This window comes from Pseudoalteromonas sp. 23_GOM-1509m (assembly GCF_000518425.1).
Classification (GTDB): Bacteria; Pseudomonadota; Gammaproteobacteria; order Enterobacterales; family Alteromonadaceae; genus Pseudoalteromonas; species Pseudoalteromonas tetraodonis.
In genome coordinates this window covers 21,519-43,321 of record NZ_JADO01000016.1, presented here as the reverse complement: position 1 = coordinate 43,321, position 21,803 = coordinate 21,519, and the positions used below count along the sequence as shown (strand labels likewise).

Here is a 21,803-nt window from a genome sequence, read left to right as displayed (position 1 = left end):
TTAATGACTTTTCAGCATTTATCAGCTAATAAAAAATTAGCACTTAGCTTGGCTATTTCCACCGCACTTAGCGCCTCTTTTTCAGCTGCTAATGCGGCTGAGCAAACTAACCAAGTCGAAGAAAATATCGAAGTAATTTCAGTAACAGGCACGCGTCGCAGTTTGCGTAGTATTGCGCAAAGTACTGTGCCTGTAGATATTATTAGCAGTGACGATATGGCAAGTACGGGGCAACTTGAAATTAGCCAAGTGCTCGCTAACCAAGTCCCGAGCTTTAACTACCCAAGTGCCACACTCTCTGATGGCACCGATCATGCTCGCCCAGCGGTTTTAAGAGGCCTTGCACCCGATCACACCTTAGTCCTTATTAACGGTAAGCGTCGCCACTCTGGTGCGTTATTAAACTTAGGGGGTACGGTTGGTCGCGGCTCTACCGCGGTTGATTTAAACATGATCCCAACCTCTGCAATTAAGCGTGTTGAAGTACTGCGCGATGGGGCTGCAGCACAATATGGCTCTGACGCCATTGCGGGAGTAATCAATATTGTTTTAAAAGATGCCACCGAAGGCGGCAGTGTTAGTGTAACTTATGGCCAATACGACAGCCAAATGGCAGGTGTACCGCAACTAAATAGCACTTATGCGGATGATAACGGCAACCTTGCATTTAATTTAGGCGACGATCGTCACGTTAACGACGGTAATACCCGCACAATTAGCGCAAACTCAGGTTTTTCATTAACAGACAATGGTTTTGTAAATGTATCAATTGAATACCGTGATAACGACTCAACTCAACGCTCTGGTTTTGATCCGCGCGAACAATACAGCCGCCTAGATGATGGCAGCTTAGACCCACGCGAATTTACAATTGATCGCTACAATCACCGTTTTGGTAAAGCAGCGTTGGAAGACTACGCTTTGTTTTACAATATGGGATACGATTTAGAGAATGGCTTTAATGTTTATTCGTTTGGTAGCTACTCAGAGCGTGAAGGTAACTCGGGCGGATTTTACCGTCGTGCAAAAGACAGCCGCAATGTTTTAGAGCTATACCCTAATGGCTTTTTGCCACAAATTGCTACCGACGTAAAAGATTACTCGCTGGCACTTGGTTTACAAGGCGATAGTGGCGACTGGACTTGGGATGTAAGCACCAACTACGGACGAAATGACTTTGGTTTAGGGGTTGTAAATAGCCTAAATACTTCTTTAGGTACTAACAGCCAAACTGAGTTTGATAACGGCGCCATGGTTTACGATCAGTTTTTAGTTAACTTTGATGCCAATACCAGCGTTGATTTTGGTCTACCCGATGATGTGTTTTTCACTATTGGTGCTGAATACCGCCGTGAAAGCTATAAAATAGAGCAAGGCGAAGAAGCCTCTTATATTACTGCGCTTGATAACAACGGCAACCCAATTGCTGCTGGCGGTGCGCAAGTGCTTCCTGGGTTTGGGCCGCAAAGCGCAACCAATGAAAGTCGTCATAATGTTGCTGTATTTGCTGAATTTGATACTTACTTAACTGATAAATGGAATGTTGTTTTAGCCAGTCGCTATGAAGATTACAGCGATTTTGGTAACACATTTACTTCAAAATTAGCCACGCGTTACAGTATTAACGACAACCTATCGTTACGTGGTGCGGCAAGTACTGGCTTTCGTGCGCCGTCACTTGCACAAAGCTCGTACCGTCAAATATCGACTATTCTCGAAAATAACCAGCCTTTTGAAGTTGGTCTATTCCCAAGCTCTGCTCCTGCAGCGCAAGCGTTAGGTGCAAAACAGCTCGATGCAGAAGACTCAGTTAACGTTACCGCTGGATTTGTTTACACTCAAGGTGGCTTTAGCTTAACAGTTGATGCGTATCGCATTGATATTGATGACCGGATTGTACTCTCTGAAAACTTAAGCGGTAACGCTGTGCAGCAAATTCTAGCGAATGCTGGCGAGCTAAATACCGAAAGTGTTCGTTACTTTACCAACGCCATCAATTCGCGCACGCAAGGTGTTGATATTGTGGCAACGTACACACTTGATTTAAATACATTGGGTGATGTGCGCTTAAATGCGGCGGCAAACATTAACGATACCGAAGTGACTCATGTAGATGCAAACCCGAGCGAGCTAAATTCTTTAGGCGATGACTACGTGGTATTTGCCCGTCGTGAAGTAGGCCGTTTTGAGCAAGGCACACCCGATAACAAACTAAACCTATCGGCTGTTTGGAGCTTTAACCAATGGCAAACAACCTTGCGTGCAACTCGCTATGGGGAAGTGGCAGATATTTCAACCACCAGCGAGGGTGATGAATATTTAGATGCTAAATGGATTGCTGATTTAGAAGTCGCTTATCGTCCTAACGAAGCGTGGAAATTTGCAGTGGGTGCAAATAACTTGTTCGATCAGTACCCTCAAGCAACGGTAGATAATATTGGCTACTCTAACTTTGGCCAAATATTTCCGTACACGCCTTACACACCCTACAGTTTAGATGGGCGCTTTTTATACGGTAACATTACTTACAATTTTTAAGTAAAACGCCCATTAACAATCGAGTAATTACAAAAGGATGCAGTGTGCATCCTTTTTATTAACATTTAGTATTTTTAACCATATTTTGGCATTTTAACTTTTTAATTACTGCTGCCACCTCATATAAAACAACAACTTACATTTCGGCCTCAATTTTGCTCTATACTTTGTATATTAACTAAAATAATCAATATCAAAGGACTAAACATGAGCGCATCAACTCTATTCAACTTCACTAAGCCCGTTTCATTAATTAGTGGCATTTTATTACTCAGCGGTTGTGTATTTCACATATCGCCCAGTGTCGCATCAGTTAAACAAACCCAGCAGCTTTCACTACCAAGCAATAACCTTGAGTACTTAACGATATTAAGTGGTGCCGGTTCGCTCGATATTCAGGGCTCTAATACTGCAACCAATATTAGCGTTGATGCCATCATTTACACCGCCGACATTGACGATGAATACGAACTCACCCTTGAGAAAAGCGGTACACAAGCAAAACTTGTTGCACAAAATAAAAGTAATAATGGGATTAGCTTTTACAGCGGGCAATCACCAAGTATCAATTTAGTTGTTACCGTACCTAACACCCTAAATTTAGATATTAACGACGGCTCAGGCGATATTGTTATTAACGAGATGCAAAGCAATATTGATGTAAAAGATGGTTCTGGCAGCTTATCTATCAATAGTGCTAAAAACCTAAATATTGATGATGGCTCGGGCAGTATTTACGTAAAAAATGTGGTCGGCGACTTAGTATTAAATGACGGCTCAGGCAGCATTGATATTGATAATGTCAGTGGTAATGTCGCTATTGAAGATGGCTCGGGCGAAATGCAAGTGACTAACGTAACAGGCGTATTAAATGTTGAAGATGGCTCGGGCGGCATAACTATTAAACATATTAAAGGCGCAGTCACCGTAGACGATAACTCAGGAGATATGTTGATTGAACATATTGGCTCAAGCGTGACGATTGAAGATGGCTCTGGCGATATTCGCGTTAATTACGCTAAAGGGCTAACAATTACAGAAGCAGGCTCTGGCGATGTTAGTATCGATAATATCTCTGGTTCAGTAAAGCTAGACTAATAATCTAATCTTACTTTTAAATCATATAAAACGGTCAATTAATTGACCGTTTTTGGTTTTGTATAATCAATGGTGTGGTCACAACTGCCATCGTTTTCACAATCATTTATTCCATCGCCATCGCTATCCCAGCTTGGGTGCATAGTTTTTACAGGCACGGCTACACCTGCATGTTTAATGATGGTTAACTTATAATCACTTGTTTCACCACGTCTCGCTGCATTACGCATTAAATAAACTCGCACAATATAATCTCCATCTGTGCTGAGTTGATATTTAGCTTCATGCCCTTCTATTGAGCCAATAAATACGGCTTCATTACTGTCTAAGGGCAAAATATTAAAGTAGTTACTTAAATTTGAAGGAGTCAGAGTCACATTCAGGATATCACCTGCTTTTGCACTAACTAAATAGTCATTAAATTCATCACCAGTAATTTGCTGTTCAAGCTCAGCTCGCTGTGGTTCAAACTCAACCTTGTACTGTTGAGCTTGCACCGTTTGTGTAAATACCGCAGCAAACACAGTGGTCAGCATAATTTTTAAAAGCAGCTTAATACTCATTTTAGTTCCTATAAAAAACATATTATTAAATTTAATGGTACACAATAAAGTAATACCAATTCGCTTAATTAAGTGAGCTATTTTGAGGGAAGGCAATCGTGTCGATAGCAAGGTAAAACTTTGTTATTTAGTTGTTCTAAAAGAGAAGTTTTTAACGCAACTAACATCTGGTTTACCCCTTCAAAATGATTAAATAGTATTGCGGATTAGTATGCGTTAATAATGTTTCTTTCACAATTAACTCAAACTTAATTTATAGTAGTATCAAAATATAAATAACTCCTAACCTCAAGAGAGCACCCCATGCTAGAAATTGCTTTAATTTATTTAGCCGCCGCCATTGTGGCTGTTCCTATTGCCAAACGACTTGGCTTAGGATCAGTACTGGGTTATTTAATTGCTGGCATACTGATTGGTCCCTATGCATTGGGAGTCGTAGGGGATCAAACCGATGTAATGCATTTTGCCGAATTTGGCGTAGTGATGATGCTATTTTTGGTCGGACTTGAACTACAACCCTCACGACTATGGAAGCTTCGGCACTCTATTTTAGGGCTTGGTGGCTTACAGGTGGTGCTAACTGCGGCGGTTATTTTTGCCTTTTGTTATTGGTTTTTTACCATGCATTGGCAAACCGCATTGGCCATTGGTTTAATGCTGGCACTTTCTTCTACCGCGATTGTATTGCAAAGCCTCGAAGAAAAAGGCTGGTTAAAGCAAGAAGCTGGGCAAAATGCATTTTCGGTTTTATTATTTCAAGATATTGCCATTATTCCTATTTTAGCGCTACTCCCCTTACTCGCGTTTGCTGCACCAAGTAGCTCAAAACAAATTAGCGATTCAATCATTGCAGGCTGGCCTGTTTGGCAACAAGTAGGCGTCTCTGTTGGCGTTATTGCCGCTATCATTGCTGGCGGTAAATATGTGTCGGCACCACTGTTTAGATACATAGCACAAACTCACATGCGTGAAATATTCACTATTTTTGCATTGTTTTTAGTCGTGGCTATTTCGCTTGTAATGCACAGTATTGGCCTATCACCTGCTTTAGGTACTTTTTTAGCCGGTGTAGTATTGGCCGAAAGTGAATTTAGACACGAATTAGAAGCCGACATAGAGCCCTTTAAAGGCCTATTGCTAGGACTATTTTTTATCACTGTGGGGGCTTCAATTAATTTTGAGCTATTATTTAATCAATTTAGTACCGTGGTTGCTTTAGTTGCCTTATTAATTGTCATTAAAGCCTGCATTTTGTTTGCCCTTGCTGTCACATTTAAAATTAGCTCAAAGCAAAAACTATTGTTTACATTGGCACTAGCACAAGGTGGTGAATTTGCTTTTGTACTTTTAAGCGTGACCACCACATTAAGTATTTTAACCCCAGAACAAACCAGTCTAGTGACCTTAGTGGTTGCGGTATCTATGTTGATAGCCCCTTTATTACTGATGTTGTATGAGCAAATACAAAAACGCAGTAGTAGCACTAAGCCTGAGTTTGATAAACCAGAACAAATAAATACCGCTAAACACGTAATTATTGCGGGCTATGGCCGCTTTGGGCAAATAATGGGGCGTTTATTACATGCACAAGGCTACGAAATTACCGTACTTGATCACAGCCCAAGCCAAATAGAACTGCTGCGCCGCTTTGGTAACACCGTATTTTACGGTGATGCTGCTCGCCAAGAACTGCTTGAAGCTGCTGGTGCACATACTGCACAAATGCTGGTTGTTGCGATTGATAACCCAGATAAAACCATTGAAATTATTAAGCTGGCACATAAAAACTACCCACAATTAAAAATAGTGGCGCGCGCAATCGATCGTCGCCATGCGTATCAATTACTGAATCTAAAAGTGGATGCGTTTAACCGCGAAACCGTCGACTCAGCCATTAACTTAGCCATAGAGTCACTGCAGCTACTTGGCAATAGCAAAGAAGACGCTGAGCGTGCTGGTAAATTATTTAGGGATCATGACCGTGCATCTGTGTTACAACTTTCTGAGCTTTGGGGAGATGATGCCAGCTACGGCGTTGCAGTACGCCAACGTATGGAAGATTTAAAACAGGTATTACAGCAAGATAAGCAAGCACAGCAAAATTTAAATACCTGTGATGCAAACGATTATGAAAATGGCTTAACAGAAGACTCTGCTAAGCCTAAAAAACGACCTAATGATGATGTCCACCTTGAATAGCCTCACCTTGAGGATTATAAAAACCGGTGGCGCCGTGCTCTATAAAACCTAGGTTAATCATTTTTGCTAAAAATGGGTCGCTTTCGTTATCGCCAATGTCGGCATAGTCGGTGGTTTGAAAGTTATCCCATTTTGCAAACTGAGCCTTAATCGCTGGTGTGTCATTTTGCACCGCGTCTAAGCTAAGTGACGTGTTTGCTTTATTCGCTAGGTTACTAATACTAAATGTTTTTACCAGTTTTGAATGGGTAAAAAATGCCAAGTTATACTGAGAGTTATTTTCTTCTAAGCTGTAATTTTTTATTTCGTTGCAGCCTTCGCCTTCGGTGCTCACTAATGTCATTTTTTCAATAAGATGATTATCTACCAGCTGTACTTTTGCACTCCACTTTTGCACTCCTTGCACCTCTGAGGGCTGATATTCAATACCGCGCTGCTGCGCATTAAAATAACGAATAGGCCGTATTTGATTGTTGCTCGTATGCTGCCAAAGCTCTGTTATAACTTGGCTTTGGTGCGCCACTTGTTGCTCATTTCGCCAAAGGGTGAGAGTTTGGCTGTTTTCCTTATTATTTTTAAGCGCTTGTGGAGCCTTATTAATAATAGTGTAAGTGGCTTTTAATACCTGTGGATTTATATCGCACTGCTCAGCAAAGCTGCTTGCGCTAAATAATGCGCTCATTATTAAAAATACTTTTTTCATTGGGCTATCTCTTTAGTTAATCGCTTTTAGCTTAATTGCCTTTAACTTAACCAAAAATAATGGCAGTTTAATGACATAAAAAACCCGCACAGTATGCGGGTTGTTTTATATCGCAAGGTTTATTGCGCTACTTTTTCATCCGCGGCTTTTACAAAGTCAGCGGCAAAGTCCATAACATGGAATAAAAAGCTTTGCTCATTAGTACCTGTTACTAAATGCGCCCCAGGGCCCATTGCATAAACACCTACATCTTCGCCTGCGTGAGTTTCTGATGATAGTGGCACAAGTGCCTCTTGGTGAAAACCTGGCGTTGTAGTATCAACATTACTTAAATCAACACGCCCTGTAACGGGTGCTGCTAAGTAAGATGCATCAGCATCGGTTTCTGCACCTAGATCTCTGTAGCCTAAACCATTAGTGTAACCAACTGTAGTATAAGGCATATCGTCGGCAGCAAGGCTGGGCTCTGTTTGCCCTACACCAACCACTTTACCTAAGATTGGGTTACCGCGTTTAGGGTAGCCCGCAATGGTAAATACGTGACTGTGATCGGCTGTTACTACAATTAGCGTCTCTTCTGGGTTGGTGTTTTCCATCGCTACTTTTACTGCTTTAGCCAGCTCTACAGTATCGTTCAGTGCGTTGTATGCATTACCCGCATGATGCGCGTGGTCAATACGTCCCGACTCAACCGTTAAGAAAAAGCCTTTATCGTTGTTATCAAGCACATCAATCGCTTTTTCGGTCATTTGTGATAATGAAGGCTCGCCTGCAATATCATTGCCACGGTCGGCTTCGTACTGCATGTGAGATTCATTAAATAAACCAAATACACGCTCAGTTGTGGTTGCATCAATCGCAGCAAAACCCGCTTGATCCATCACATAAGCACCATTTGGATATTGCGTTTTCCACTCGGCGGTTAAGTCGCGATTATCTGTACGATCGCCCTCTACAGCACTAACAGCATCAGCTGAGTTAAACGCGGCATCTTTTGGTAAAAAGTGACGACGCCCGCCACCCATAACCACTTCAATTCCGTCTACATCAATACCACTAAAACGTGCTTCTAGGTTCTTTTCAAAGTTAACCAGCTGTGAGGCAATATCTTCACAATTAGCTGACTCAGAAGCAGGCATATCTGAAATATCTTCCCAGTTACGGTCTGCCGATTTAGCGTAGGTTGCCGCAGGTGTTGCATGGGTAATACGTGCAGTAGAAACAATACCCGTAGACTTACCGGCAATCTCAGCCAGCTCTAATGATGTAACAAGCTCATGTCCTTTGCCTGATGCACAACTACCACGTTCAACCGCTTCGTCTATACCAATTACACCCACATCGGTTTTTACACCTGAGGCCATTGCCGTCATTGTACCGGCAGAATCTGGCGTTTGTGCATCCACGTTATAGGTTTTTACAAACCCAGAGTACGGCATGGTTTCAAAGCTTAATTGGTGATCTTCACCCATTTCACCCTGTAATTGCCCCGCTAAAATACGGGCAGCTGTCACAGTAGAAATACCCATTCCATCGCCAACAAACAAGATCACATTTTTAGCTTTACCCGATTCAGTTACCACTTTACTTGCAGCATCTTGCGCGCCGGCGAGCTTAGTTTGTGCATCACTAAACCATACGTTATTGCTAAGAGACGCCAGCTGCTCACTCGTTAATGAGGTGGCTGGGTCGTTACAGACTAAGTTAGTGTGCGTTACTTCGTTGCTCTCTAATTGCCCGTTTGTATTGGTATCAACACCGCTTTGTGTTTCTACGCCGCCATTGATACATTGCGCAGATCCCACTGCAATTGGGAGATCGACCGCTAAAATATTATTGCTATTTTTGTCGTCATCACTCGAACACCCCGTTAATGCGACCATTACTGCTAAAGAAAGTACTGTTAATTTATTCATGTGAGCCGCCATTATTGCTGAGTTAGTTCAAGAGCTTGATTAATTAAATGAAATACAACGTTTTGCTCAATAACACCTTGAGCTAGGTGAGCACCCGGTCCGGTTGCATGCAGTGAAATATCTTCACCTGCGTGTGTTTCAGAGCTCAGTGGTACCGTGGTTTCTTGGTGAAAACCTGGCGTTGTTGTATCAACACCATTTAGCTCAACACGTCCTGCAACCGCAGCTGTTTCATAGCTTGCGTCCGCATCCGTTTCATCGATTAAGTTTCTAAAACCGAGGCCATTTGCATAACCTACTGTGGTGTATGGCATGTTATCAGCAGCTAGCGTTGGTGTAGTTTGCCCTACAGCAACCACCTTACCTAAAATTGGGTTACCACGTTTAGGGTAACCTGCAATAGTAAATACATGGCTATGGTCGGCAGTAACTAAAATAAGGGTTTCTTCTGGATTGGTGTTATCAACGGCAGCTTGTACTGCTTTTGCAAATTCAATGGTGTCATTAAGTGCATTATATGCGTTACCCGCATGGTGAGCATGGTCAATGCGCCCCGACTCAACCGTTAAGAAAAACCCTTTTTCGTTTTTACCCAGTACATCAATGGCTTTGGTGGTCATATCGGTAAGTGAAGGCTCGCCTGCTATATCGTTGGCACGGTCAGCTTCGTATTGCATGTGCGATTCGTTAAATAAACCAAATACTTTAGTGGCGTCATCGGCAATGCTATTAAAACCGGCTTCATCCATCACATAAGTGCCATTTGGATACTGTGTTTGCCACTCAGTAACAAGGTTACGCTCATCGGTACGATCGCCTTCTACGGCGCTCATAGCGTCAGTAGAATTAGCCGCGGCCTCTTTTGGTAAAAAGTGACGACGGCCGCCACCCATCACAAAATCTAAGCCATCAACATCGGTTCCGACAAAGCGTGCTTCTAGGTTTTTTTCAAAATTAACCAGCTGTGAGGCAATATCTTCACAGCCAGCATTAACAGCCGCTTCGGGCATGTCTGAGATATCTTCCCAGTTGCGATCAGCCGATTTAGCATAGGTTGCCGCAGGCGTTGCATGGGTAATGCGGGCAGTAGAGATAATTCCTGTTGCTAGGCCTTTAATTTCAGCAAGCTCAGTGGCTGTAAGTAACTCATTACCAGCCACCGTTGAGCACTCACCGCGCTCAATATCTTCATCAACACCAATAACACCCACATCGGTTTTTACACCTGAGATCATGGCCGTCATGGTGCCTGCAGAGTCTGGCGTTTGTGCATCCACATTATAGGTTTTAACTTGCGCAGAGTAAGGGAACTGCTCAAAGCTTAAATAGCCTTCTTCGCCAAGCTGATTATTGCGTTGACCTTGTAAAATACGCGCTGCCGTTAAGGTAGAAATACCCATGCCATCGCCTACAAATAAAATAACATTTTTAGCTTTAGTGTTTTTAATTGCCTGCGCTTGCGTTGTTTTTGTTGTTAGTTTTGCTTGGGCAGCGCTGTACCAGCTGCTGTCTTTTTGACTTTGCGGTAAAACATTGGCATGACTAACGGCACTAAACGCACAGGTTAGTGCGATTGCCGCAGCAACTTTTTTAATTTTCATCCGTAATTCCCATTATGTAGTGGTTATTTTTAAAAGTGTGAACACAAAAAACATCAACCGCTGTACTCTAAAAAAGAGTTATGACTAATAAAGGTAATTTTGATGAAGAAAAAATGACGGTGGCAATAAAACGCAGAATAAAGTGAAAGGGGATGGGATTTAAAAAAGCTTAAATCCCATTAAAAAGTTAATGGGTAATATTTATAGCCTTTGCATACGTAGTAGGAGCAAAGCGGGTGGTCATAAACAGCATTGCAATTAGCGTTATTACCAACATAAACCAAGATGCTTGATAGCGTGCAGTAACATCGAGTAAAACACCTGCTATATAAGGCACGATAGCGGTAATAATAAAGCCAACACCTTGGACAAACGCAGTGAGCACGCCTGCCAATTTTGGATTAGACAAGTGATCGAGCGCCACGGTGAGTGTTAGCGAAAAACAAGCACCTAAACCACACCCTATCATCCCCACCCAAACGTTCATCATAGAATCGGGCATCAATATTAATCCTATAAAACCTATTAGCTGAATCGCAACAGCAAAAAATAACCAAGGTCGCCTGTCTAAGCGGTTTGCTGAAAGTACCGGTGCACCCAATGCACCAATTACCTGAAAAACAGTCATAACGCCAATAAGCTCCCCACTATTTTGTGCACTCCATCCTAAATCCTGAGCGTAACTAGGTAACCAAGCAATCATGCACGCGTAACCGCCATTAGCGAGTCCAAAATAGGCAGCAAGTAACCATGCTCGCTGGTTAAAAAATAAATTAAGCTTAATACTGTTATGCTTTGCGTCCATCGGCTCCTGCGGCCTTAACCACCAAAGCAACAGAGCAATAACAGGAATAATAAGCCACACTCCAAGCCCTGCTTGCCAACTGCCATAGTGCACCGCCACCCGCGGCGTTAATATTGCAGCTATACCACCGCCTGCCATAAGTGAGGCAGAATATACCCCCATAGCTAAAGGAACTCGCTGTGGATACCAACGTTTAACCACTCCTGGAGCCATCGCTTGCACTATTGCAATGCCTGTACCGCCTAATAGCGCACTGATTATTAACGCCCAACCACTGCCAAGCCACAAACGCCAAAAACCAGCTAATGCAATTGCAAACAATCCACCAGCAATCCACGCATTTTCACTTAAATAACGCCCAAGCCAAGGAAGTAATAATGGAAACACACCCATACAAAACATAGGGAGTACAGTTAACAAAGACGCCCCTTGTAAACCAAGCCCAGTGCTTAAACGAATTTCTTCAAGTAATGGGCCGGTAGAGGTAAGCGTGGGTCGTAAGGTCATTGCGAGCACAGCAATAATTAACATTGGCCAAAAAAGCGAAAGTGCCGATGCATAAGAAGAAGTAGAAGTGCTGTGATTACTCATCAATAAAAACCATCCTTAATAACCAAAAAAAGCCGGCGCTTAGCGCCGACTGTTTATTTACAAAATATTATAAAGCGTTTAGAAAGGCTTGTAAGGTAAGAACTTACCATCAAGCGTAATTACAGCACGTGAGCCACCTTCAGGATCTTCAACTTTTTTCATATCTACTTTAAAGTTAATTGCACTAATAATACCGTCGCCAAACTGCTCATGAACTAATGCCTTAAACGTTGTACCGTATACTTGCATCATTTCATAAAAACGGTAAATAGTCGGATCGGTTGGCATATTGTTTTCGACACTACCGCGTAGTGGAATAGCTTTAAGTAATTCAACCGCACTTGCATCAAGGCCCAGCGTTTGTGCCACTTTTTCAGCGGCTTCTGCAGGCAATGGGTGCTGGCCTAATAAAGCCGCCGTCACGTAAACGTCGCTTAAACCTGTGCCCTCTGCAATTTGTTCAAACGACAGATTTTTTTCTGCTTTTGCAGCAATAATTATATCGGTTAATGCTAGGCGCGCCGTGTTGCTCACTTGAGATTGGATCATAATAGTACCTCTTACAATGGTTGGTTATACAGCTACAGGAAGCTGAATTGGATATGCACGAACATCGGTATGTTCGACAAGGGAAACAAACGTATTCGTTGCGCCATTTAAAGCTTCAATGCCGCCAGATTCGATATCATAAACCCAGCCATGTAATGCCAAGCGACCTTCGCCAAGCGCAAGACGCACCGATGGGTGAGTTTTAATGTTTTCTAGTTGTGCAATCACATTTTCGCGTACCATAGCTTCAATGCGCTCACGTTCATTTGCGTGATTGCGCGCTTCATTAACAATACGAGCTGAGTCGGCATAGCGCAGCCAACTGCCAACAGCAGGCATGTGATCCATGCACTTACAGGTTGCTATTGCCGTCATTGCTCCGCAATCAGAATGGCCGCAAATAACCACATCGGTTACTTGCAGTGCAGTAACTGCATATTCAACTGATGCAGAAACCCCGCCAGGCTCAGGCCCATAAGATGGGACGATGTTTCCGGCATTGCGAATAACAAATAATCCACCAGGTTCACGTTGTGTTACGAGCTCAGGCACTAAACGACTATCAGAACATGAAATAAACAAAGTCCGTGGATTTTGCTTAGTAGCCAAATTTTTAAATAAATCGGCACGCTCTGGGTATGCATCACTTTGAAACTTTAAAAAACCTTCAATGATATCTTTCATAACGGGTGTCTCTATATTGTCGATGAGATGAATATTACGCCCGCTTTTTAATAAGGTAAAAGACTGGTATATTATGATACCGATAAGAAATACTTATAGTTAGCTATGATACTTCGCCATATCAATTACTTTTTGGCCGTTGCCAAGCACAAAAACTTTACCAAAGCAGCAGCATCCTTATATGTGTCTCAACCTGCATTGTCTCAACAAATTAAACAGCTTGAAGAAACCCTCGGTGCACCTTTATTTGACCGCTCAGGGCGCAGCGTAAAATTAACTGATGCAGGAGAGGTATATGCTCGTTATGCACACAGAGCCTTGCAGGATTTAGAAGAAGGTAAGCGGGCGATTCATGATGTACAAAACCTCAGCCGGGGGTCATTGCGAGTGGCTATTACGCCGACGTTTACTACTTATTTTATTGGGCCATTAGTCAACGCATTTCATCAGCACTACCCCAACATCACCTTAAGCATGGAAGAGATGTCGCAAGAACGCATGGAAAATCGTTTGTTAGATGATGAGTTTGATGTAGGTATAGCCTTTGAAGGCAACCATAGTGCAGACATACACGCCCAAACTTTATTACAAGAGACACTCGCTTTAGTAGTAAATAAACATCATGCTTTAGCTAGCAAACACCGTATTGACCTGAGCACTTTAAATGAACAATCACTGGTGCTGCTCAGTAATGAGTTTGCTACTCGCGAACAAATTGAACGTCATTGTCGCCAACACAAGGTGCAGCCTAATGTACTTATGGAAGCCAATTCACTCAGTGCCGTTATTGAAATAGTGCGCCATACACAACTAGCTACTTTGCTTCCCTCTAACATAGCGAGTAAGCACGAAGAGTTAGTTGCCATTACTCTTGCACCTTCATTATTAAAACGTACCGCGGTGTTACTACAGCGACAAGGTGCTTACCAAAGTGCCGCAACAGCCGCTTTTATAGAGCTTGCTCACAGCACCGCTGAGGCAATAAGCTCAAACATATAACGATAAAACTAAAAGCCGCTCAGTTTATGAATGTCGTGCTTGAGCATAAGCCAGCTATTGCCTACAATAGCGCATAATTAATTCAACGCAGATCACCAATATGACTGATACAAACAAACCAGAATTACCAAATCAACTGTCTATCAACCCACGTAGCAAATTTTATGTAGAAGAAGTATTTGAGCATGAAATCGGTATTACACTTAACGGTAAAGAGCGTTTTGACGTTGAAGAATACTGCATCAGCGAAGGTTGGATAAAAGTAGCGGCACCTAAAGCGCTAGACCGTCGCGGCCAGCCATTACTTATGAAAGTAAAAGGCACTGTAGAAGCGTTTTACAAGTAATTGCTTACTTGTAAAAAGAAAAGCGACACCTTACTGGGTAGTCGCTTTTTTTTGTGCCTTTTAAAAACAGCTTTAACATGTTGAACTTTTTTCATACTCAACCTGATGAAGTTTCATTATGAATTTTCAAAAAGTATGTTTGAATAGCCTTAACTATTTAGACGTATAGAAGTCCATTATGAGTAGGTTAACAATATTAGATGGCGGCATGGGTCGTGAACTTAAACGCATGGGCGCGCCATTTTCACAGCCACTTTGGAGTGCACAAGCTTTAATAGAAGCACCACAATGCGTAACTCAAGCGCATCAAGCTTTTATAAATGCGGGGGCAGAAATTATTACGGTAAATAGCTATGCGTGTGTCCCCTTTCATTTAGGTGAAACGCTTTACCAAGCACAAGGTGCAGCACTTGCACAGCAAGCTGCTGTAATTGCAAAAAAAGCAGCTCAAAACACTAATCAAAACGTGCTAGTTGCGGGTTCATTGCCACCCGCATTTGGATCGTACCGTGCTGATTTTTTCCAAAGTGAACGCGCATTTACTATTTTAAATACCCTGTATAAAGCACAAGACGAATATGTCGATGTTTGGATTGGTGAAACCATATCAAACATTGAAGAAGCGCGGGTTATGGCAAGGGTGCTTAAGAATTCAAACAAACCATGTTATTACGCATTTACCTTAAATGATGAAGTAAGCGAACAAGCGACATTGCGCTCTGGTGAATTAGTATCCGACGCTATCTTAGCATTACTCGAACATAATATAGCGGGCATATTCTTTAACTGCTCTATCCCTGAGGTTATTGAACAAGCGCTACGCGACACTAATCGCGTACTAAAACAGCAGAATAAAAATGTTGATTTAGGGGTCTTTGCAAATGGTTTTACACCAATCGCCAGCGATTATAAAGCCAATGAAGGCTCGCAAGGTTACCGCGACTTATCACCCGCTGAGTATGTAGACTTTGCTAAACAATGGCACAACCTTGGCGCAACAATTATTGGCGGCTGCTGTGGTATTGGCCCCGAATTCATAGCAGCGCTGGTAAAGTGGAAAAGCGATATTAAAGCGCTTTAATATCGCTTATTTAACTACAAAAGTATCGAGAACCCCTTTTGAGCTTATTGACTGCTTCCCAATACCCAATCGAGCCCTTGTATTGCGGTGGTTGGGAATGCGGTTGCATGCTGTGCTCCCTCAATAACAACACTTTTTAATTTTATATTATCACTATTAAGCGCATTAATTTTTTGCACAAGTTGCGCTGCGCCTTCAACCATATTTTGCCCTTCACCAAAGGCTCGAGTTTCCTTTGCCCCAACAGATACATAAACCTTTATTGGCATTTGGGGCTTATTCACTTTTAACGCTAGCAGTGCATTGTTATCAAACCAAACTGACGGGCTGCCAATAATATAATTGCTAAATAAATCAGGTGCTATAAATAAAATAGTCGCGCCAAATAAGCCGCCTAGCGAGTTACCTATATACGTTCTTTGCGTATTGCTTGCTCGGTAATTTTTTTCGATAAAAGTAAATACTGTGCTTTGCAAAAACGTAACGTGCCCTTTGGCATTACCCGTTTGCTTCTTCCAATTTTGAGCCTGAGTCGGTGTGTAATCCCTAATTCGACTATTAGATCCTCTCGAGTCTTTTTCATAGCCAATCGCCACAATAATAGCCTGTTGCATTTTGCCGCTATTCATAGGAAACCGTGTAGCCCCTGCCACTATAGGAAACGTGTACGGCGCATCGGTTAAGTAAATAACTGGATATGTTTTATTAGGCTCCTTTGCATATGACTTAGGTAGCTGAATAAAAGTAGGGTACACCCGCTTGGTAGCAGGATCGGTGAGTTCAATAACACTGCTTCTAGGGATTTCGTAAGGGGTATTTGCGCTTAATTTAAAACAGATGAAAACACAAAGTAACAGCAAAAGCTTTAAAGCAGTATTCACTAAATTAGTTTACCTAAAAAACGATATTTATAATTACAATGCCACATAGTCGCTACTTTTAACACTGGCAGTGTTAAACAAGCTGATCTGATTTATCACCTGAACAGCGGCATTTTTCGTTATTTTTTTTAAAACACTGTTGGTAGTTAAACCAATGGGCTAATGCGATAAAAGCGGAGCCAATTAAAGTGAGTGCTTTTTCGGCCTCTTCTTGACCTAGCAATACTGCAATTATCAAAAAAGCTAGACCAACAACTCCACACGCCATATAACGTGTACGTTTGTGCTTTTTACAGCCTAAGCTTAAAGCTAATAAGCTTGTTGGTAATACTGCAGCAAGAACCCATAAGTGAAACTGTTCACCATTTATTTGTAGTACAGCAAAGCTTGGCAACAGCGCTAAAATAACCGGTGTTGCAAAACAATGTACCGTGCACATTAACGAAAGCCCAATGGCAAACTTGTCTGCTGTTATTTGAGTCAGCTTCATTATTTATCCTTCTTTTTAATTGTGTTAGCGGTACTTTGCTGGCACCCAAAACAAACACCTGAGATTTCTAATTGCGAAGTTGCTGGCGTAAACCCTTTCATTTTCAGTTCCCTAAACAAAGATTTAACCGAATTGTTAAGGTCATTCACCTCACTTGCTTTATTACAAGAGCTACAAATTAAAAACATCGATAGTTGATGCTCTCTATCATCATTAAAGTGACTGCACGGTATAAACTTATTTTCTAACTTTAATCTATGTACCAGACCTACCGACTCTAAAAAACCTAATATCCGATAAACGGACATTGCCAAAATCGGTGTATTTATTTGCTTATTAAATTGATCTGTTAACTCATAAGCAGACAAAGGTTTATGTGCTTTCAATAGAATTTCAAATACCTGCTGACGTTTTGGCGTTAATTTTTTTTCAAAGGCTTCACATCTTTTTATCGCAAAACCCATCATCTCTTTAAATTGCTGCTTATTCATATTACCCACTCTAATGTAGTGGGCTGATGTTTTAACTTTGCCATCCTTGTTGCCCAATGCCTCCGCTGTGGTTTTACCTAAAAATTTATTAACTAGAGCTAAATAAATGTAACAACTAACTTTTGCTTTACAGCAAACAGATCCCCCACGAACAACACCTAAACAATGACAAAAAAGACTTAAGCCACTGAATTTAAATAAATTTAATTTAAATTATGTAGATGAAGCAGCCAAATTATATATCCTGAGTGATTTTTAGTTAATTAACTATTGATACAATATAACATTTCAAGCACAATTGATACAATATAACATTCGCAAAGGAATTCAAATGACACGAAAATCTCAATTAGCTTTGTTTATAGCAGCCCTACTACCAACAAATGCGCTTGCAAATACCATCGAAGGTGTTGTTCTAAACAACCAAGGTAAAGTTGTGACCAACGCAACTGTAGAAGTTGAAGGCTCAGATATAACAGCAGTAACAGATGCAAGCGGTAAGTTCGTAATAACTGATTTAAAAAGTGGTTTAAAAGAACTTCATATTACCGCCCCTGGTTATGCCCATCTGCATCGAGATATCACATTTAGTGATGATAAAAGCCAATCAATTACCTTTAACTTAGAACGTTCACCCATTGAAGTAATTGATATTGAAGCGACGCCTATTCACATGTCGGCAATGGAATCCTCGTCTCCCGTTAGCGTGTTATCTGGCGAACAATTAAGACGGCAGCAAGCTGCAACCCTTGGCGATAGCCTTGAAAAACTCCCGGGGGTTAATACTAACTTTCATGCAAAAGTAGCCAGTACACCTATTATTCGTGGCTTAAGTGGGCCGCGTGTTCTAATTACTCAAAATGGTCTTGATGTCAGTGATGTTTCGCGCGTTGGCCCTGATCACTCAGTCGCATCAGAGGCATCAACCGCAAAACAAATCGAAGTATTACGTGGCCCTGCCACATTATTTTATGGCAGCGGCGCCATTGGTGGTGTGGTTAATGTAGTTGATAATCGGGTGCCTACCGACAGCACAACTCGCGGCGAATGGAACCTTGAGCACAACTCTGTTGATAATCAAAAAGTAGCCTCGTTTAACGCCACTACAGGAACTGATTCTTTTGCATTTTATGCCGACGCCTTTTGGCGTGAAGCCGATGACTATCAAATACCCGTGGCCGCTGAATTAGCCCATGATGACCATAACCATGAAGAACATAGTGGCGATTACACCGTTGCAAATAGTAATGAAGAGTCTGACGGCTTTACCTTAGGTACTAGCTATCTATTTGACCAAGGTTTTGTAGGTATAGCTGTTGAGCAATTTAATCGTCAATACGGCATTCCAGGCCACACCCATGGTGGCGAAGATGTTAATAGCGCTGAGGAAAGCGTATATGCCGACTTAGAGCAAACTAAAGTGCAGTTGCTAGGTGAATATAACCTTGATAACAAATGGCTTAATAGAGTAAACCTGCGCGCAGGTTTTACAGATTACGAACATGCTGAAATTGAACATGGCGCAGTGGGTACCACGTTTGAAAATGAAACCAATGAGTTACGCGTAGACTTAATGCATAACCCGTTTGCGCAGTGGAATGGTGGTTTGAGCTTTCATTACAAACACAGTGATGTTGAAGCGCAAGGCTCAGAGGCATTCACACCACCGTCACAAACACAAAGCTTTGCTATAGCACTAATGGAAGAAAAACACTTTGGTGACTTTTTAGTGCAATTAGGTGGCCGAGTTGAACGGGTAATCATCGATGCTGATAACGTGTTACTACCTAACATTGATGCACACGCACACAATGACACCGATGTTCATGACGATCATGCTCATGAAGAACATGCCGGCAATACTCGCGTATTTGACGTAGAACAAGAATTCACTCCTGTCAGTTTATCAACAGGTGTCGTGTGGGATTTTGCACCTAGCTACAACTTAGGCTTGTCGGTATCTCGTTCTGAGCGTGCTCCTTCGGTGTCGGAGCTATTATCATTCGGCCCTCACATTGGAACTGGTACTTATGAAGTAGGCGCACTATTTGATATTCATGAAGACGGACATTTTGGTTTATCTGAGCAAGCGCTTGACCTAGAAACAGCAAACAATATTGATTTAACGTTTCGTAAAACCCAAGGTGATATCGGTTTCATTCTTAATGCTTTCTACAACCAAGTCGACAATTATTATTACCAAATCGACACAGGCCTATACGCCGAAAGCGGCCACGACCATGGTGATGAGCATAATCATGACCACGGTGACGAGCATGATCACTCATCTGAACTCCCAGTTTATTTATTTAAAACAGATGACGTAATTTTACATGGCTTTGAAGCCCAATTTGCATGGCAGTTAACCGATGAGTTTAAAGTTGATTTATTCTCAGATTACGTTCGTGCACGCCTTAAAGACGGTGGCGATTTACCGCGCACACCACCGCTACGTTTTGGTACTGAGTTTAGCTACCAAACAAATAAGCTGAGTGCGCACCTTCACGTAACTCGTTATCAAGAGCAAGACCGTACCGCGCCAGAAGAAACAACCACAAACGGCTACACCATACTTGATGCCAGCGTTTCATATGACTTATCAGTGCTAAATCAAGATGTGTCTGTGTATCTACGTGGCACTAACTTAACAGACACAGAAGCGCGCGTGCATAGCTCATTTTTAAAGAATATAGCACCACGTCCAGGTCGTAGCTTTGCACTAGGTATTCGCGGTTACTTTTAAGCGCTAAAAAATTATAAATAAAGGAAATTAACATGACTAAACTATTCAAATTAAAATTAATTGCACTGGCAATAAGCAGCACATTAATCACCGCTTGTGGTGATGCAGAAACAAACATTGTTGAAAAAGACCCAATAGAAGTACCTGATGACGGCCACGATCATGGCGATGGTGGCGACCACGGTGATGAATACACTATTGATTCATTAGGTAGGCTTGCGATACTTGCTGGCGATAGCAACGAAGCGAACTTTTTCGACTTAGACGACAATGAGCTTCTTGATACATTCACTCTTACTAATGATTCAAACACGCTATCGTCGTCACCTGATTTTCGTTATGCCGTGATTGCTAGCCGCGCTCAAGATTACCTCGGCTTTATAGACGGTGGCTTATGGCGTGAAGATCACGGCGCACACCTTCATGATTACGAACAAAGCCCTGAGTTTAGCAGTTATGAGCTAACTAGCGGCAGTCGCCCTACTCACTTGGTAAAGCACGATGGTAAATTAGCGGTATTTTACGATGGTGATGCAGCATCAGGCACAACTGCGTCTGTTAAAGTATTAACAGATAACGACATAACAAACGCAACAGCGACCTTACCTGGTATTAGTTACGACATTAATATGCATGGTGTAGCAGAACCTCGTGGAGAGCATTTATTAGCGACCATTCGTCGCGATGATGCCGAAAGTACATCAAACGCTAAAATTTTGCCGGATCAAGTGGGTGTTTATCACTTTCATGATGGCGAATACGAACTTGAACAAACGTTAGAGTTAACATGCCCTGATTTGCACGGCGCAGCACAAAACCATGATTACGTAGCGTTCGGCTGTAGTGACGGTGTGCTATTAGCCAACCAGCATGATGACGAGTACGAAGCTGAAAAAATAGCGAACATTGCAGCCGTTGGTGATTTACGCATTGGTAGTATTTATGGCCACGAAGATAGCGAGGCCTTTATTGGCGTAGCGTCTGGTCACGGCGGCGGCCCTGCAGTGCTCTTAAGCATTAACCCTGCGGAAGCTGAAATGGAAGAACTAGAATGGCAACTAGCCGATGGCGCAAGCGCTGTTTCTTACTCTTTCTCAGCGAATGGCGAGCACTTTTTAGTTTTAGACAGCCTAGGCTTTTTAAACGTACTTGAGGCACATGCGCACGACGGCGAAATGCACTGGGAGCTAGCAGGTCAAGTTGATATTACGCAAGAAGACGTAACAACTATGCCTGAAGGCATGAAGTTTAGTATGACAGTGGCGCAAAACGGTCAGTTTGCTTACGTAGCCGACCCAATAGCCCAACATGTTGTGCAAGTACACCTAGAAGACTTAGAAATTAAAGGCGAACTAGAACTTACATTCCCACCAGCTGCAATCACTTGGTTAGGTATTGCACAAGAGGAAGAACACGCACACGAACATTAATTTTATATCTGTATTTACTTAAAGGTTGGCGCTTTTTGCCAACCTTTTTTATTCACATTTTGTAACAGACCTTTTATCGTAAGTGCATCGCTATT

At 42.1% G+C, this 21,803-nt stretch carries 18 protein-coding genes; 8 read left to right on the top strand and 10 right to left on the bottom strand.

The genetic code is table 11. The annotated features are described in order from the left end of the window. Window positions 1-3: 3 nt before the first annotated feature. Window positions 4-2,538, top strand: a complete 2,535-nt coding sequence (locus N523_RS0107355; RefSeq protein WP_028834719.1) for a TonB-dependent receptor plug domain-containing protein — start codon at window positions 4-6, stop codon at window positions 2,536-2,538. A gap of 207 nt (window positions 2,539-2,745) precedes the next feature. After that, window positions 2,746-3,636: a hypothetical protein gene (locus N523_RS0107350; RefSeq protein WP_024602271.1), complete on the top strand. Its 891-nt coding sequence runs from the start codon at window positions 2,746-2,748 to the stop codon at window positions 3,634-3,636. A gap of 38 nt (window positions 3,637-3,674) precedes the next feature. Here N523_RS0107350 and N523_RS0107345 read toward each other — a convergent pair whose 3' ends face one another. Beyond that, complete coding sequence (locus N523_RS0107345) at window positions 3,675-4,199, bottom strand: hypothetical protein (protein WP_016899006.1); 525 nt, start codon at window positions 4,197-4,199, stop codon at window positions 3,675-3,677. Window positions 4,200-4,502: 303 nt separating this feature from the next. Here N523_RS0107345 and N523_RS0107340 point away from each other — a divergent pair, with 303 nt between their 5' ends. Then, complete coding sequence (locus tag N523_RS0107340; RefSeq protein ID WP_013466243.1) at window positions 4,503-6,398, top strand: monovalent cation:proton antiporter-2 (CPA2) family protein; 1,896 nt, start codon at window positions 4,503-4,505, stop codon at window positions 6,396-6,398. On the opposite strand, the gene N523_RS0107335 is transcribed toward N523_RS0107340, so the two are convergent. The 6 genes from N523_RS0107335 to N523_RS0107310 all read right to left on the bottom strand — a co-directional run bounded on the left by N523_RS0107335 (window position 6,373) and on the right by N523_RS0107310 (window position 13,247). After that, window positions 6,373-7,101, bottom strand: a complete 729-nt coding sequence (locus tag N523_RS0107335; RefSeq protein WP_028834720.1) for a hypothetical protein — start codon at window positions 7,099-7,101, stop codon at window positions 6,373-6,375. The genes N523_RS0107340 and N523_RS0107335 overlap by 26 nt on opposite strands. A 119-nt stretch (window positions 7,102-7,220) precedes the next feature. Further along, window positions 7,221-9,017: an alkaline phosphatase gene (locus N523_RS0107330; protein WP_016899002.1), complete on the bottom strand. Its 1,797-nt coding sequence runs from the start codon at window positions 9,015-9,017 to the stop codon at window positions 7,221-7,223. An 11-nt stretch (window positions 9,018-9,028) separates the two neighbouring features. Beyond that, the gene (locus N523_RS0107325) at window positions 9,029-10,618 is read right to left on the bottom strand and encodes an alkaline phosphatase (RefSeq protein ID WP_028834721.1); all 1,590 of its coding nucleotides are present in this window, start codon (window positions 10,616-10,618) and stop codon (window positions 9,029-9,031) included. A gap of 187 nt (window positions 10,619-10,805) precedes the next feature. Next, window positions 10,806-12,014: a CynX/NimT family MFS transporter gene (locus N523_RS0107320; RefSeq protein WP_028834722.1), complete on the bottom strand. Its 1,209-nt coding sequence runs from the start codon at window positions 12,012-12,014 to the stop codon at window positions 10,806-10,808. A 78-nt stretch (window positions 12,015-12,092) separates the two neighbouring features. Beyond that, on the bottom strand, window positions 12,093-12,563 hold the full coding sequence (gene cynS / locus N523_RS0107315; RefSeq protein ID WP_028834723.1) for a cyanase: 471 nt from the start codon (window positions 12,561-12,563) through the stop codon (window positions 12,093-12,095). A gap of 24 nt (window positions 12,564-12,587) precedes the next feature. Then, window positions 12,588-13,247, bottom strand: coding sequence for a carbonic anhydrase (locus tag N523_RS0107310; protein WP_028834724.1), 660 nt, complete (start codon window positions 13,245-13,247; stop codon window positions 12,588-12,590). A 105-nt stretch (window positions 13,248-13,352) separates the two neighbouring features. On the opposite strand from N523_RS0107310, the gene cynR reads away from it, so the two are divergent. The 3 genes from cynR to N523_RS0107295 all read left to right on the top strand — a co-directional run bounded on the left by cynR (window position 13,353) and on the right by N523_RS0107295 (window position 15,673). Beyond that, the gene (gene cynR / locus N523_RS0107305; protein WP_028834725.1) at window positions 13,353-14,246 is read left to right on the top strand and encodes a transcriptional regulator CynR; all 894 of its coding nucleotides are present in this window, start codon (window positions 13,353-13,355) and stop codon (window positions 14,244-14,246) included. A 100-nt stretch (window positions 14,247-14,346) separates the two neighbouring features. Next, window positions 14,347-14,592: a DUF3297 family protein gene (locus N523_RS0107300; RefSeq protein ID WP_008112798.1), complete on the top strand. Its 246-nt coding sequence runs from the start codon at window positions 14,347-14,349 to the stop codon at window positions 14,590-14,592. Between the two features lie 178 nt (window positions 14,593-14,770). Next, entirely contained in the window at window positions 14,771-15,673 is a 903-nt protein-coding gene (locus N523_RS0107295; protein ID WP_028834726.1) for a homocysteine S-methyltransferase family protein, read from the top strand. Between the two features lie 44 nt (window positions 15,674-15,717). Here N523_RS0107295 and N523_RS0107290 read toward each other — a convergent pair whose 3' ends face one another. From N523_RS0107290 to N523_RS0107280, 3 genes are all read right to left on the bottom strand, one after another. Further along, entirely contained in the window at window positions 15,718-16,554 is an 837-nt protein-coding gene (locus N523_RS0107290) for an alpha/beta hydrolase (RefSeq protein ID WP_028834727.1), read from the bottom strand. Between the two features lie 73 nt (window positions 16,555-16,627). Beyond that, on the bottom strand, window positions 16,628-17,044 hold the full coding sequence (locus N523_RS0107285; RefSeq protein ID WP_028834728.1) for a MerC domain-containing protein: 417 nt from the start codon (window positions 17,042-17,044) through the stop codon (window positions 16,628-16,630). Continuing rightward, entirely contained in the window at window positions 17,044-17,535 is a 492-nt protein-coding gene (locus N523_RS0107280) for a Fur family transcriptional regulator (RefSeq protein ID WP_028834729.1), read from the bottom strand. The genes N523_RS0107285 and N523_RS0107280 overlap by 1 nt, the downstream gene beginning before the upstream one ends. Window positions 17,536-17,866: 331 nt before the next feature. Between N523_RS0107280 and N523_RS0107275 the strand changes: the two genes are divergently transcribed. Both N523_RS0107275 and N523_RS0107270 read left to right on the top strand, forming a co-directional pair. After that, window positions 17,867-20,278, top strand: coding sequence for a TonB-dependent receptor (locus tag N523_RS0107275; protein ID WP_028834730.1), 2,412 nt, complete (start codon window positions 17,867-17,869; stop codon window positions 20,276-20,278). Window positions 20,279-20,310: 32 nt separating this feature from the next. Further along, entirely contained in the window at window positions 20,311-21,708 is a 1,398-nt protein-coding gene (locus N523_RS0107270) for a hypothetical protein (RefSeq protein WP_028834731.1), read from the top strand. Window positions 21,709-21,803: the final 95 nt, after the last annotated feature.